Origin of the sequence: Corallococcus llansteffanensis, assembly GCF_003612055.1 — a bacterium.
GTDB lineage: Bacteria > Myxococcota > Myxococcia > Myxococcales > Myxococcaceae > Corallococcus > Corallococcus llansteffanensis.
The window spans coordinates 1-16,256 of record NZ_RAWB01000181.1 but is presented as its reverse complement, the minus strand read 5'-3'; the positions used below and the strand labels follow the sequence as shown (position 1 = coordinate 16,256).

Here is a 16,256-nt window from a genome sequence, read left to right as displayed (position 1 = left end):
CGCCATGCCAGAGCACCCCGGCACCCCTTCCGCCCTCGCGCCGAAGTCCCCCGCGAGGTCCCGCCGCCGCGCGCCGCCGGTGCTCCCCGTGTCCCGCGACGCCATGCTGCCGCTGTCCTTCGGGCAGCAGCGCATGTGGTTCATCGAGCAGCTCACGCCCGGGGGCATCTCCTACAACGTCCCGTACTTCGCCCGGCTCACCGGCCCGCTGGACGTGCCCGCGCTGGAGCGCGCCCTGGCCACGGTGGTGGAGCGGCACGAGTCCCTGCGCACCACCTTCGCCGTCGTGGACGGCCGGCCGGTGCAGCGCATCGCCCCGGAGCTGTCGCTGCCGCTGCGGGTGGAGTCGCTGGAGGCCCTGCCCGTCCTGGGCCGTGAAGCGGCCGTGCGCGCGCTCGCGGAAGCGGAGGCGCGCGAGCCCTTCGACCTGGGCGCGGGGCCGCTCGTGCGCGTGCGGCTGCTGCGCCTGGGGCCGACGGAGCACGTGCTGCTCCTGATGCTGCACCACATCTGCTGCGACGGCTGGTCGCTCACGGTGATGGAGCGGGAGCTGAAGGCGCTGTACGCAGCCTCGCTCGCCGGCACGGAAGGGACGCTGCCCGCGCTGTCGGTGCAGTACGCGGATCACGCGGTCTGGCAGCGCCAGTGGCTCCAGGGGGACGTGCTGCAACAGCAGTTGGAGTGGTGGCGCGGTCAACTCGCGGGAGCGCCCGCCGCGCTGGAGCTGCCCACGGACCGGCCCCGGCCCGCCGCGCAGTCCACGCGGGGTGCGGTGTACCGGCACGCGCTGCCCCCGGGGTTGGGGCGGGAGCTGGAGGCGCTGTGTCGCACGCAGGGCGTGACGCTGTTCATGGCGCTGCTGGGCGGCATGCACCTGCTGCTCTCTCGCCACAGCGGGCAGGACGACATCGTCATCGGCTCGCCCATCTCCGGCCGCACGCGCCGGGAGGTAGAGCCGCTCATCGGCTTCTTCATCAACACGCTGCCGCTGCGCGTGCAAGGCGCCGGACACCTGGGCTTCGGCGAGCTGCTGCACCGCGTGCGCAAGACGTGCCTGGACGCGTACGCGCACCAGGAGGTGCCCTTCGAGCAGCTCGTGGACGCGCTCCAGCCCGAGCGTGACCTGAGCCGCACGCCGCTGTTCCAGGTGTTCTTCACGCTGCAACACTCGGCGGTGCCGGCGCTGGAGCTGGAGGGGCTGAGGACGTCCGAGCTGGACTTCGAGCCGGGCGTGTCGCGCTTCGACTTCACCGTCTTCCTGCGCGAGACACCCGACGGGCTCGTGGGAATCTGGGAGTACAACACCGACCTCTTCGACGAGGCCACGGTGGCGCGCTTCGCGGAGCACTACACGCGGCTGCTGGAGGCCGCCGTCGCGGAGCCGGAGCGCCCCGTGGCCGCGCTGCCCCTGCTCTCCGCGCGGGAGCGTCAACGCCTGCTCGACTCGGGGACGGGAGCCTCCGTCGCGTACCCGCGTGATGCGTCCCTGCCCGCCCTCTTCGCCGAACAGGTCGCGCGCGCCCCCGACGCCGTGGCCCTGGAAGCCGGAGGCGAGCGCCTCACGTACGCGCAGGTGGAGGCGCGCGCGAACCAGCTTGCGCACCACCTGCGCGACCTGGGCGTGGACGTGGGAACGCCGGTGGGCCTGTGCGCGGGCCGCTCGATGGAGCTGGTGGTGGCCACGCTCGCCATCCTCAAGGCGGGGGGCGCGTACGTGCCGTTGGATCCGGCGTACCCCTCCGAGCGCCTGGAGTTCATGGCGCGCGATGCCCGCATCGCCGTGCTGCTGGTGCAACCTGGGCGGGAGGCCGCGCTGCCGGCGCTGGACGCGCGGGTGGTGATGCTCGACCCGTCGTGGCGGGCGTTCGCCGACGCACGGAGTGACGCGCCCCCGGTGCGCGTCCCCGCGGAGGCGCTCGCCTACGTCATGTACACGTCCGGCAGCACCGGATGGCCCAAGGGCGTCTGCGTCCCCCACCGGGCCGTGGCGCGGCTGGTGAAGGGGACGACCTTCGTGCGGTTCGGGCCGGAGGAGGTGTTCCTCCAACTGGCGCCGGCCTCGTTCGACGCGGCGACGCTGGAGCTGTGGGGCGCGCTGCTCCACGGCGCGAAGCTGGTCCTGTTCCCACCGCACGCGCCTTCGCTGGAGGAGCTGGACGCGACGCTCGAGCGCGAGCACATCACCACGCTGTTCCTCACCACCGCCCTCTTCGAGCAGCTGGCCCTGGCAAGGCCCGCGGCGCTCGCCCGCGTGCGCCAGGTCATCACCGGAGGCGACGTCCTCTCCCCCGTGGCCGCGCGGAAGCTCCTGGACGCGGGGCGCGCGGTCGTCAACGGCTACGGCCCCACGGAGAACACCACGTTCTCCACGACGCATCAGGTGACGCGGGCGCAGGACACGCGGCAGCCCGTGCCCATCGGGTTGCCGCTGGAGAACTCGCAGGCGCTTGTGCTGGACGCGCACCTGGAGCCAGTGCCGGTGGATGTGGTGGGCGACCTGTACGTGGGAGGCGACGGGCTCGCGTGGGGCTACCTGGGGCAGCCGGCGCTGACCGCCGAGCGCTTCATCCCCCATCCCTTCAGCGCCACCCCGGGAGCGCGGCTGTACCGCACGGGCGACCGCGCGCGGTGGCAGCCGGACGGACGACTGGCGTTCATGGGCCGCGCGGACACGCAGGTGAAGCTGCGCGGCTTCCGCATCGAGCTGGGCGAGGTGGAGACCGCCCTGCGCCACCTGCCCGGCGTGGAGGATGCGGTGGCCGAGGTGCGCGAGTACGCCCCCGGTGACAAGCGCCTGGTGGCATACGTGGTCGGCGCGGACGTGGATCCGGGCACGCTGCGCGCCGGGCTCTCCGCGAGGCTTCCAGGCCCATTGGTGCCATCCGCCTTCGTGAAGCTGGAGCGGTTGCCCCTGACGCCCGTGGGCAAGGTGGACCGCAAGGCGCTCGTGACGCCCGGGGAGTCCCTGCTCCCGGAGGGCACCCACGTCGCGCCGGTCACCGCCACGGAGACGGCGGTGGCCGAGGTCTGGGCGTCCCTGCTGGGGCGCACGCGCGTGGGCGCGCATGACTCCTTCTTCGAGCTGGGCGGCCACTCGCTGCTCGCCACGCAGGTGGTGTCCCGGCTGCGGGAGACGTTCCAGGTGGACCTCTCCGTGCGGGCCCTGTTCGAGGCGCCCACCGTCACGGGGCTCGCCGCGCGCATCGAGGCGCTGCGAGAGGGCGGCAGCAGGCTGCGCTCCCTCCCACTGGTGCCCGGCCCGAGGGACGGGTGGCTGCCGCAGTCCTTCGCGCAACAGCGGCTGTGGTTCATCTCGCAGCTGGACACGCTCGGGTTCTCCTACAACGTCCCGCTCGTCACGCGGCTGCGCGGGACGCTGGATGCCAGGGCCCTGGAGCAGGGGCTCGCCGCCGTCGTGCGGCGCCATGACGTCCTGCGCACCACGTTCGACGAGGTGGACGGACAGCCGGTGCAGCGCATCAGTCCGGCGTGGGACTTCACGTTGAAGCAGGTGGACGTGGCGCCCGCTTCGCTCCCGTCGCGGTTGGAGGCGGAGGTGCGCCGCCCGTTCGACCTGCGGCGGGGCCCGCTGGTGCGCGGCCTGCTCCTGCGTGTCACCGACGACGACCACGTGTTGCTGCTCGTCTTCCACCACATCGTCTTCGACGGGTGGTCCATCGACGTGCTCCAGCGCGAGCTGGATGTCCTCTACCCGGCGCGGCTCCAGGGCATCGACGCCGCGCTCCCGCCGCTGCCGCTCCAGTACGTGGACTACGCGCGGTGGCAGCGCGAATGGTTCCAGGGCGAGGACCTGGAGGAACAGCTCGCCTGGTGGCGCGAGGAACTCGCGGGGGCACCACCCGTGCTGGACCTGCCCACGGACAAGCCGCGCCCGCCGGTGCAGACCTTCCAGGGCGCGAACTTCCAGGTCGCGCTGCCGCCCTCGCTGCATGGGGCGCTCCAGTCGCTGGGACAACGCGAAGGCGCGACGCTGTTCATGACGCTGCTGGCGGGCTTCCAGGCCCTGCTCGCGCGCTACAGCGGACAGGAGGACATTGTCGTCGGCTCCCCCATCTCCGGCCGCAACCGCCGCGAGGTGGAGGGGCTCATCGGCTTCTTCGTCAACACGCTCGCCCTGCGGGCGGAAGCAGCGGAAACAGGTTCGTTCCGTCAGCTCCTGCACCACGTGCGCGAGAGCTGCCTGGGGGCGTTCGCGCACCAGGACCTGCCGTTCGAACAGCTCGTGGATGCGCTCAAGCCTCCGCGTGACCTGAGCCGCACGCCGCTGGTCCAGGTGATGTTCGTCCTGCAGCGGGCGTCCGCGCCGCTGTCGCTGCCGGGCCTGGTGGTGGAGGACTTCCCGTTCCAGTCCGGGGTCTCGCGCTTCGACCTGATGCTGTTCATGCGGCAGACGTCGCACGGGCTCGTCGCCTACTGGGAGTACAACACCGCCCTCTTCGAGGAGGCGACCCTCGCGCGCCTGGCCGCGCACTACGTGCGGCTGCTGGAGGGCGTCGTCGCCAATCCTGAACAGCCCCTGGCGACCCTACCCCTGCTGTCCGAGGCGGAGCGCCAGCAGGTCCTGGTGGGCTGGAACACGCGCGAGGAGCGGCTTCCCGCGCCGGGCCTCATCCATGCGTGGGTGGAGGCACAGGCCGCGCGGACTCCCGACGCCGTCGCCGTCACGGATGGCACCGCGTCACTGACCTACGCGCGGTTCGAAGCACGCGCCAACCAGCTCGCGCACCATCTCATCGCCCTGGGTGTTGGACCTGGGAGCAGCGTGGGCCTGTGCCTGGAGCGCTCCAGCCTGGACATGCCGGTCGCGGTGCTCGCCACGCTCAAGGCGGGTGCCGCCTACCTCCCCCTGGATCCGAACTACCCGGCCGAACGCCTGGCCCTGATGGTGGAGGACACCCAGGCGCCCGTCATGCTCGCGCATGCGGCTTTCGTGAAGGCGCTGCCTCCGGGCACCTCCGCGCGCATCGTCACGCTGGAGAGCGAAGCCGCCACCATCACCGCACGCCCCACTTCATCTCCGGACGTGGAGCTGTCGCCCGAGGCCGTCTGCTACGTCGTCTTCACCTCCGGCAGCACGGGACGACCCAAGGGCATCGCCATGTCCCACCGGGGCGCGGGCAACATGCTCGTGTGGCTGACCCGACGAGCAGTCCGGGCCGAAGCCACGACGCTCCAGTTCGCTTCGCTCAACTTCGATGTCTCCTTCCAGGAGCTCTTCGGCACCTGGTGCATTGGCGGACGCGTGCTGCTCAGCTCCGCCGAGCTGCGCCGTGACCCACCGGCCCTGCTGCGCTTCCTCGTCCAGCACCGCGTCGAGCGGCTCTTCCTGCCCTTCGTCGCGCTCCAGTCCCTGAGTGACGCCGCACGCAGTGCACCGGAGCTGCCCCCGCTCAACGAGGTCATCACCGCGGGCGAACAACTCCAGGTCACGCCCGCGCTCATCGCTCTCTTCGAGCGGCTTCCTGGCTGCGTCCTCGAGAACCAGTACGGTCCTTCGGAGACGCACGCCGTCACCGCGTGGCGCGCTTCGGGCCCGCCGAAGACGTGGCCAGCATTGCCTCCCGTGGGGACGCCCCTTCCCTCGGTCCAGGCATACGTGCTGGATCCGCGTCTTGCGCCCTGCCCCATCGGCATTCCGGGCGAGGTCTACGTCGGGGGCGAGGGGCTGGCCCACGGCTACCACGGGCGTCCGGACCTGACCGCGGAGCGCTTCGTGCCCTCCCCCTTCAGCACCGCGCCGGGCGCACGTCTCTACCGCACGGGCGACAAGGCGCGGTGGCTCGCGGACGGGCAACTGGAGTTCCTGGGCCGCCTGGATGGACAGGTGAAGCTGCGCGGCTTCCGCGTCGAACTGGGTGAGGTCGAAGCAGTCCTGCGCGCCCTGCCCGACGTGCGGGACGTGGTCGCGATGGTGCGCGAGGACACGCCAGGACTGCGTCGACTGGTGGCCTACGTGGTGCAGCCAGAGCCCACCTTCGCACCGGACGTGCTGCGACAAGCGCTGGCGCGGCGGCTGCCGGAGCACATGGTGCCATCCGCTTTCGTGCGCCTGGACGCCCTGCCCCTGTCCCCGAGCGGCAAGGTGAACCGCAACGGCCTTCCCGCGCCCACGGAGGAGACGGAGTCCCCGGACGGTTACGTTGCTCCGCTGACGGCGGTGGAGAAGGTGATCGCCGACATCTGGGCGTCCCTGCTCGTGCTGCCGCGCGTGGGCCTGCAGGACCACTTCTTCGAGCTGGGCGGACACTCGCTGCTCGCCACGCAGGTCGTCTCCCGACTGCGGGAAGCCTTCCAGGTGGACCTGTCCCTCCGCGTCCTGTTCGAGGCGCCCACTGTCGCCGGGCTCGCCACGCGGTTGGAGGAGTTGCTGCACGGCGCGCATCGGAAGCCAGCGCCATCGCTCGTGCCCCAAGCTCGCGACGGGCTCATCCCGCAGTCGTTCGCCCAGCAGCGGCTCTGGTTCATCTCGCAGCTCGACACCAGCGCCCACGCGTACAACGTCCCGCTGGTCTCCCGACTCCGGGGACCGCTGGAGGTGCGTGCCCTGGAGCAGTCACTTGATGCGCTGATCCGGCGTCACGAAGTGCTGCGCACCACGTTCGACGAAGTGGACGGGCAACCCGTGCAGCGCATCGGCCCTGCTTGGGACTTCGCGGTGAAGCAGGTGGACGTGGACCTGGAAACTGCGCTTCAGCAGCAGGTGGAAGCCGAGGCCCATGTGCCGTTCGACCTGCGCCAGGGCCCCCTGGTCCGGGCCACGCTGCTGCGGCTGGCGGAGGACGACCACGTCCTGGTGCTCACGTTCCATCACAGCGTCTTCGACGGCTGGTCCATCGCCGTGCTCCAGCGTGAGCTGGATGCCCTCTACCTCGCGAGGCTCCAGGGCACCGAGGCCACGCTCCCGCCGCTGCCCATCCAGTACGCGGATCATGCGCTGTGGCAGCGGGCCTGGTTGCAGGGAGACGTGCTGGAAGAGCAGGTGGCGTGGTGGCGGGAACAGCTCGCCGGAGCGCCACCCGTGCTGGACCTGCCCGCGGACAAGCCGCGCCCGCCGGTGCAGACGTTCCACGGCGCGTACCTCCAGGTTCCGCTGCCGCCCGCGCTCTCCAGCGCCCTCGTCGCGTTGGGCCAGCGCGAAGGCACCACGCTGTTCATGACGCTGCTGGCGGGCTTCCAGGCCCTGCTCGCGCGCTACAGCGGCCAGGAGGAGTTCGTCGTCGGCTCCCCCATCTCCGGCCGCAACCGCCGCGAGGTGGAAGGGCTCATCGGCTTCTTCGTCAACACGCTCGCCCTGCGGGCGGAGGTCTCCGGCTCACGCTCCTTCCGCCAGCTCCTGCGCCGCGTGCGTGAGAGTTGCCTGGGGGCGTTCGCGCACCAGGACCTGCCGTTCGAACAGCTCGTGGATGCGCTCAAGCCTCCGCGCGACCTGAGCCGTGCACCGCTGGTGCAGACCCTGTTCGTCCTGCAGCAGGCGTCCGTGCCCCTGTCGCTGCCGGGGCTCCAGGCGGAGGACGTCCTGTTCCAGACGGGCGTCTCACGCTTCGACCTCATGCTCTTCGTGCGCGAATCCGCGCAGGGACTGACGGCGTTCTGGGAGTACAACACCGCCCTCTTCGAGGAGGCGACCCTCGCGCGCATGGCCGCGCACTTCGTGCGGCTGCTGGAGGGCGCGGTCCGCCATCCCGAACAGCCCCTGTCCGCCCTGCCACTGCTGTCCGAGGAGGAACGCCAGCAGGTCGTGGTGACGTGGAACGCCGCGAAGGACCTGTCGTTCGCGCCAGGGCTCATGCATCAGTGGGTGGAGGCGCAGGTCGCGCGGACTCCGGATGCGGTCGCGGTCACGGATGGCACCGCGTCGCTGACCTACGCGCGGTTCGAGGCACGCGCCAACCAGCTCGCGCACCACCTCATCGCCCTGGGCGTCGGTCCTGGAAACAGCGTGGGCCTGTGCCTGGAGCGCTCCAGCCTGGACATGCCGGTCGCGGTGCTCGCCACGCTCAAGGCCGGCGCCGCCTATGTCCCGTTGGATCCGAACTACCCGGCTGAACGCCTGGCCCTGATGGTGGAGGACACCCAGGCTCCCGTCGTCCTCGCACACGCGGGTTTCGTGCAGGTCCTGCCTCCGAACACGTCCGCGCGCATCGTCACGTTGGAGGGCGAGGCCTCGGCCATCTCCGCGCGTCCCACTTCATCCCCGAACGTGGAGCTGTCGCCCGAAGCCGTCTGCTACGTCGTCTTCACCTCCGGCAGCACGGGACGGCCCAAGGGCATCGCCATGTCCCACCGGGGAGCGGGCAACATGCTCGCGTGGCTGCTCAAGCGTGCCGTGCGCGCAGAGGCCACGACGCTCCAGTTCGCTTCGCTCAACTTCGATGTCTCCTTCCAGGAGCTCTTCGGCACCTGGTGCATCGGTGGACGCGTGCTGCTCAGCTCCGCCGAGCTGCGCCGTGACCCACCGGCCCTGCTGCGCTTCCTCACCCAGCACCGCGTCGAGCGGATCTTCCTGCCCTTCGTCGCGCTCCAGTCCCTGAGTGACGCCGCACGCAGCGCACCGGAGCTGCCCCCACTCAACGAGGTCATCACCGCGGGCGAACAGCTCCAGGTGACACCCGCCCTCATCGCTCTCTTCGAGCGGCTTCCCGGCTGCGTCCTCGAAAATGAGTACGGCCCCTCGGAGACCCACGCCGTCACCGCGTGGCGCGCCTCGGGGCCTCCCAACACATGGCCCGCGTTGCCTCCCGTGGGGACGCCGCTGCCCAACGTACAGTCCTACGTGCTGGATGCACGGGGAGAGCCCTGCCCCATCGGCGTCCCGGGTGAGGTGTACGTCGGGGGCGAAGGGCTGGCTCACGGCTACCATGGGCGCCCGGACCTGACCGCGGAGCGCTTCGTGCCCTCCCCCTTCAGCACCGCGCCAGGTGCACGCCTCTACCGCACGGGTGACAAGGCGCGGTGGCTCGCGGACGGGCAGCTGGAGTTCCTGGGCCGCCTGGATGGCCAGGTGAAGCTGCGCGGCTTCCGCGTCGAGCTGGGCGAAGTGGAGTCCGCCCTGCGCGCCCTGCCCGACGTGCGGGACGTGGTCGTCGTCGTGCGTGAAGACACGCCGGGACTCCGGCGACTGGTGGGCTACGTGGTGCAGGAGGAGTCCTCCTTCGCACCGGACGCGCTGCGACAGGCGCTGGCGCGACGCCTGCCGGAGTACATGGTGCCGTCCGCCCTCGTGCGCATGGACGCCCTGCCGCTGTCCCCGAGCGGCAAGGTGAACCGCAACGGCCTGCCCGTCCCGAACGAGGAAGCCGTCGCGGGCACGGCCTACGTGGCCCCGGTCAGCGCGGTGGAGAAGCTCATCGCGGACATCTGGGCGCCGCTGCTGGGCGTGCCGCGCGTGGGCACGCAGGACCACTTCTTCGAGCTGGGCGGGCACTCGTTGCTCGCGACCCAGGTGGCCTCCCGGCTGCGCGAAGCGCTCCAGTTGGAGCTGCCGGTGCGCATGCTCTTCGAGGCTCCGACGCTCGCCGAGCTGGCCGTGCGCATCGAGGCCCTGCGACAGGAAGCCAGGCCCCTCCAGGCGCCACCCCTCGTGCGGGTGGAGCCCGGAGACCTCGCGCCCCAGTCCTTCCCGCAGCAGCGACTGTGGCTCATCGACAAGCTCACCCCGGGTGGGTTCGCCTTCAACTTCCCCCTGTTCATCCGGTGCAAGGGACCGCTCGACGTGGCCGCGCTGGAGCGCTCGCTCGCGGCGCTCGTCGAACGCCACGAGGCCCTGCGCACGGTGTTCACGGAGGTGGACGGACAGCCCGTGCAGCGCGTCCTGCCCACGGTCCCCTTCGTCCTCGACTTCGAGCGGTGGGAAGGCGTGTCCCTCGCGGAGCGCGACACCGTCCTGCGCCAGCGGGCCGAGCGGCAGATGCGCCACGTCTTCGACCTGCGCACCGGACCGTTGCTGACGGCGACGCTGGTGCGGCTGGACGCGGAGGACCACGCGTTGCTGCTGCTCATGCACCACATCGTCACGGACGGCTGGTCCGCGGACGTGCTGGGGCGCGAGCTGGGCCTCCTCTACGACGCCTTCACCCGGGGCCAGACGCCCCACCTGCCACCGCTGCCCATCCGCTACACCGACTACGCCCGCTGGCAGCGCGCGGCGTTGCAGGGCGAAGCGCTCCACGCGCGGCTCTCCTGGTGGAAGCAGCACCTGCGAGGCGCGCCGACCGCGCTGGAGCTTCCCACCGACCGGCCGCGTCCCCCCGTCCAGTCCCAGCAGGGCGCGGCGCTCATCGTGCGCGTGCCCGCCGCCGTGGACGCCGCCGTGCGCGAGCTGTGTCACCAGCAGCGCGTCACGTCGTTCATGGCGCTGCTCGCGGGCTTCCAGGCCCTGCTCGCGCGCTACAGCGGCCAGGAGGACGTGGTGGTGGGCTCGCCCATCTCCGGCCGCGACCACCGCGAGGTGGAGGGGCTCATCGGCTTCTTCGTCAACGCCCTGCCCCTGCGGGTGAAGGTGTCCGGCGACGAGGGCTTCCAGGCACTGCTGGGCCGCGTGCGCGAGACGTGCCTGGGCGCGTACGCGCATCAGGAGCTGCCGTTCGAACAGCTCGTGGACGCACTCCAGCCGCCCCGGGACCTGAGCCGCACGCCCGTGTTCCAGGTGGTGTTCGCGCTCTACAAGGACTTCCCCGCCATGCCCCTGCGCGGGCTGGAGACAGGACCGGTGCCCTTCGAGCCGGGGCTCGCGAAACACGACCTCACCTTGTTCGTCCGTGAATCCGCCACCGGGTTGCTGACGCACTGGGAGTACAACACCGCGCTCTTCGACGAAGCGACGGTGGAGCGCATGGCGGGCCACTACGTGCGCCTGCTGGAGCAGGTGACGCGAAGCCCTGAGCGCCCGCTCGCGTCGTTGTCCCTGCTGGCGGAGGGCGAGCGTCAGCAACTCCTCGTCGCGTGGAATGACACCGCGCTCGAATTGCCTCGGGATCTGCACGTCCCCACGCGCATCAGCGAACAGGCCCGGGTCCGTCCCGAAGCGCTCGCACTGTCGGGCAGCGAGCAGCGGATGACCTTCGGAGAGCTGGAGGCGACGGCGAACCGGCTCTCGCACCTGCTGCGTGCGGACGGTGTGAAGCCAGAGAACGTGGTCGCGCTGTGCCTGGACCGCACGCCTGGATACGTGTGGGGCGCGCTGGGGATCCTCAAGGCGGGCGCGGCCTACCTGCCCATGGACCTGGCGTGGCCGGAGGCGTGGTGGCGCCATGTGCTGACGGACAGCGGGGCGCGCATCGTCGTCACGCGCAAGGCCTTCGCTTCCCGCTTCGAAGGCAGTGGCGTGCGCGTGCTGTGCCTGGACGCGGAGCCCGCGCTGGAGGCACAGCCGGACACCGCGCCCGACGTGACGCTGGACGCGGACTCACTCGCCTACGTCATCTACACGTCCGGCAGCACCGGCCGGCCCAAGGGCGTGGCGGTGACGCACGGTGGGCTGGACAACCTGGTGGCGGGCTACGTCGCCGACATGCGGCTTGTTCCGGGCGACCGCTCTCCCCTGCTGATGGGGCTCGCGTTCGACGCATCGGTCGTCGAGACGTGGCCCACGCTCACCCATGGCGCGAGCCTCCACCTGCCTCCGGACGATGTGCGCACGGAGACCGCGCGGCTGGTGCAGTGGTTCGCGGAGGAAGGAATCACGGTGGCTTCGATGCCCACGCCCATGGCGGAAGCGGCGCTGGAGCTGCCATGGCCCGCGGGGATGCCGCTGCGCCGGATGCACGTCGCTGGAGACGTGCTGCACCGCCGTCCGGGCCCGTCAGTCCCGGGCCAGTGGGTCAACTGCTATGGCCCCACGGAGAACACGGTGGCGGCGACGTCCGCGCTCGTGTCTCCCGAAGGTCCCGAGGGCGTGCTCCCGCCCATCGGACGTCCGGAGCCCAACGTGCGCGCGTACGTGCTGGATGGCGCGGGGCTGCCGGTCCCGATGGGGCTATGGGGAGAGCTGTACCTGGGAGGCGCCAGCGTGGCGCGTGGCTACCTGGCACAGCCCGCGCTCACGGCGGAGCGGTTCGGGCCGGATCCGTTCTCCGGTGTGCCCGGAGCGCGCCTGTACCGCACGGGGGACGTGGTGCGGTGGCTCGCGGACGGCAACCTGGAGTTCCGTGGGCGCGCGGATACGCAGGTGAAGGTGCGCGGCTTCCGCATCGAGCTGGGCGAAGTGGAAGCGGCGCTCCTGGCGCATCCCTCGGTGAAGGAAGCCGTGGCGCGGGTGCGCGAGGACGTGCCCGGACAGAAGCGACTGGTCGCGTACGTGGTGCTCCGCGAAGGCATGGGGTTCACGGTGGACGCGCTGCGGGCCGCCCTGCGCCAGTCGCTCGCGGAGCACGCGGTGCCGTCTGCGTTCGTGGTGCTGGAGCGGTTGCCGCTCACACCCAATGGCAAGACAGACCGGACTGCCCTGCCCGCGCCAGACCTGCACCGTCCCGAGTTGAGCGAGGACTACCGCGCCCCCGAAGTGGGGCTGGAGCAGACGCTGGCGGCGCTCTGGGCCCAGGTGCTGGGCGTGGACCGCGTGGGCGCGGGCGACAACTTCTTCGACCTGGGCGGCAACTCGCTGCTGCTTCAAGCCGTGCACGTGAAGCTGGAGGCACTGGTGGGCCGCAAGGTCCCGCTGGTCACGCTCTTCCAGTTCCCCACGGTGCGCGCCCTCGCCGCGCATCTGGCACCGCCGAAGGAGCAGCCTCCCGAGGCGACAGCGCCCGCGCAGGACACGGGCACGCAGCGACGGGACAACCTGCGGCGCATGGCCCAGCGACGGGGACGGCCGGGCTCCGGGTGAACCCTTCTTCCGTCACGGAAGAAGGGTCCCAAGCTTCGCGCCCAGGGTCTGGGCATACTGCCCGGTGAGCATCGACGCGTGGTTGCCAGGCACCGTCTCCACCCGCACCACCGCGCCCGTGTCCAGCCACTCGAGCTCCGGATGCTTCGGCATGTGCTCCAGTTGCGTCGCGGCGCGGAAGAACTGGAGCGTGCCGCCGTCGAAGCGGGGCATCGGGTACTGGCGCAGGGCGGCCATGTTCGCCTCCCAGACCCTCACGAACCGGCGCTCCTGCTCCGGATCCGTGAAGGGCGTCTCCTGCTGGAAGCCCACCCCGCCCGCCTGGGCCTCCGCCACATCGCCTGGCCCCGGCGTGTCGAGCAGCGCGCACAGGGGCACCGCGTGGCCCTCGGCCGTCAGCCGGCGGGCCATCTCGTAGACCACCGCGCCGCCGAACGACGCGCCGACGAGCAGGTACGGCCCCACAGGCTGCAACGCGCGCACGGCCTCCAGGTACGCCGTCGCCATCTCGTCGACCGAAGTGTGCAGCGGCCCGTCCGGCTCCAGCCCCCGCGATTCAAAAGCGTAGGCCGTCCGTCCCGCGTCGCTGGCCTGTGCCATCTCCCGGTAGAACACCGACTGGCCTCCCGCCGCGTGCACGAAGAAGAGCGGCGGTCCGCGCGTGCCCTGCTGGAGCAGCGCCACTCCCGGAGGAAGGGACCGCGCCTCCTCCTTGCCCCCCAGCCTCCGGGCCAGCAGTTCCACGGTGGGTGAGGTCAGCATCTCCTTCAAGGCGAGCCGCTTGTCGAACCGCTCCGAGATCATCGCGAGCAACCGGAGCGCGAGCAGCGAGTCCCCGCCCAGCGCGAAGAAGTCGTCGTGGATGCCCACGTCCTCCAGCCGGAACAACTGCTGGAAGCACTCGACCAGCGTCCGCTCCGCGGCGTCGCGGGGAGGCATGCGCTCGCCGCGCCTCCGCACCCGTCCTGTCGGGACCGCGCGAACAACCGCCGCGGGTTCAAGCGGGACCGTGCTCGCCGTGGCGGACGGGACGTCGTCCAGGCTGTAGTGCACGCGGTCGAAGCTGTAGGTCGGCAGGTCCACGCGCCGACGCCGCTCGCCGTCACGGAAGCGCTCCCAGTCCACGTCCACACCCGCGGCCCACGCTTCTCCCAGGGCCGTCAGCGGGCTCGCGGGGGACTCTCCCTTCGTCGGCAGGGTGGCCAGCACGGGCTGTGCCTTGCGCGCCGGATGCTGCCTCGCCAGCGAGGTCAACGTCGTGCCGGGGCCCACTTCGATCAACGCCCGGTCCGCGGACTCCAGCAGGCACCCCAGCGCGTCCGAGAAACGGACCGTGTGCCGCAGGTGGCGCACCCAGTAGTCCGGGGACGTAGCCTCGCGCTCCTGCAACCAGCGACCGGTGAGGCTGGACACCACGGGCAGCGTGGGCGCACGGAACTTCACGCGGCCGACCTCCCGCGCGAAGCCTTCCAAGTAGGGCTCCATCATCGATGAGTGCGCGGCGCGCGCGTACCGCACCCGCTTGTGCTCGATGCCCCGCGCGGTCAGCGCCTGTTCGACGGACTCCAGCTCCGGCAGCGGTCCGGAGAGGACGCAGGTCTCCGGGCCGTTGATCGCCGCGACTGACACGGCGGTCCCCAGCAGTGCTTCCACCTGCCCCACCGGAGCGAGCACCGACACCATTCCGCCCGCGGGCATCGCCTCCATCAGTCGGCCGCGGGCCACGACGAGCCCCAGCGCCTCCTCCAGCGTGAACACCCCCGCGAGGCACGCGGCCACGTACTCGCCCAGCGAGTGCCCCAGCAGCGCCTCCGGCTTCACGCCCCACGACAGCCAGAGCTGCGCCAGGGCCCAGTCGCACACGAACAGCGCGGGCTGGGACCACAGCGGCCGGTCCAGCTCGCGGCTCGCGGCGTCGAAGCGCTCCGGCCCCGCGAACATCACGTCCCGCAGGTCCGCGCCCAGCGGTCCCCGAAGCCACTCCGCGCAGGTGTCGATGGCGGCGCGGAAGGCGGGCTCGCGCAGGAACGCCTCACCCATGTTCACGCGCTGCGCGCCGCCACCCGGGAACAGGAAGGCCGCACCGCGCGACTCGCCTTCATCGAACACGGTGCGCAGCCGCTCCGGGGCTTCTCCGGTCAGGAGCGCCGCCGCATCCTCGCCCCGGCCGCACACGACGAAGCGACGCCAGGGGAAGCGAGCCCTCCCCACCTGCAACGTGTGCGCGACATCCGCGAGCTGCTCCGGCCGCACGCGCGAGGCACCAACGCCGCCGGCGTCCATCGACGGCGCCTGCAAGACACCAGCGCCTCGTGCGTCCATCGCCTGCGCTGACCCACGTACGGACTGCTCTCGCAAGGCAGCTGAGCCTCGCGCATCCACCGCCCCACCCGAGGCGGCCTGCTCGCGCGAAGCGGAAGCACCCGCCGTGGTCCCCGCTGCTCCCGTGGCGGCCCGCTCACGCAGGTGCTCCGCGAGCGCCACCGTCATCCGCTCCAGTGCCGCCTCCGTCTTCGCGGACACGAACAGCACCTCGTCCTCGCGCCGCGCAGGCTCCGTCTCCAAACGCGGAGCTTCCTGCAACACCACGTGCGCGTTCGTCCCGCCAATCCCCAGCGCGCTCACGCCGGCACGCAGGGGCCGTGGCCCCTCCCATGCGCGCAGGCTCGACACGACCTGGAACGGGCTGCCCTCCAGCTCCAGCAACGGATGCGGCGCGGTGAAGTTCAGCGTCGGGGGAAGCTGTCCGTGCTCCATCGATAGCACCGTCTTGATGACCCCCGCCATGCCCGCCGCCGCGTCCAGATGCCCGAAGTTGCTCTTCACGCCGCCCAAACCGCACGCCCCGGGCGCCACGCCCTGGAACACCTGCTTGAGCGCCGCGACCTCGATGGGGTCTCCCAGCGCCGTCGCCGTCCCGTGCGCCTCCACGTAGGAGATGTCCCCGGGGGACACACCCGCCACCGACAGGGCCTCCGCGATGACCGCGGCCTGCCCCTGGACCGACGGCGCGGAGAACCCCGTCTTCGCGCTGCCATCGTTGTTGAGCGCCGTCCCCAGGACGATGGCGCGGATGGGGTCGCGGTCCGCCACCGCGTCCGACAAGCGCTTGAGCACCACCGCCGCCACGCCGTTGCCGCACACCGTCCCCCCCGCCTTCGCGTCGAAGGGCCGGCAGTACCCGTCCAGCGACAGGATGCCGCCCTCCTGGTAGCGGTGCGCCCCCACCTGCGGCGTCCGGATGGACACGCCTCCAGCAATCGCCATGTCGCATTCGCCCGCGAGCAGCGACTGACTCGCCAGGTGCAGCGCCACCAGCGACGTGGAGCACGCCGTCTGCACCGTCATCGCCGGCCCCGTCAGGTCCAGCTCGTACGACACCCGCGTCGACAGGAAGTCCCCCGCCACGCCC

2 protein-coding genes are annotated in these 16,256 nt (G+C 71.6%); one reads left to right on the top strand and one right to left on the bottom strand.

The genetic code is table 11. The features are described from left to right. The first annotated feature begins 88 nt into the window (after window positions 1-88). Window positions 89-12,844: a non-ribosomal peptide synthetase gene (locus D7V93_RS18455; protein WP_158623784.1), complete on the top strand. Its 12,756-nt coding sequence runs from the start codon at window positions 89-91 to the stop codon at window positions 12,842-12,844. Window positions 12,845-12,856: 12 nt separating this feature from the next. Here the strand turns inward: D7V93_RS18455 and D7V93_RS18450 are convergent. Continuing rightward, window positions 12,857-16,256: type I polyketide synthase (locus D7V93_RS18450; protein WP_120644661.1), on the bottom strand; the 3,400-nt coding region annotated here is incomplete at its 5' end.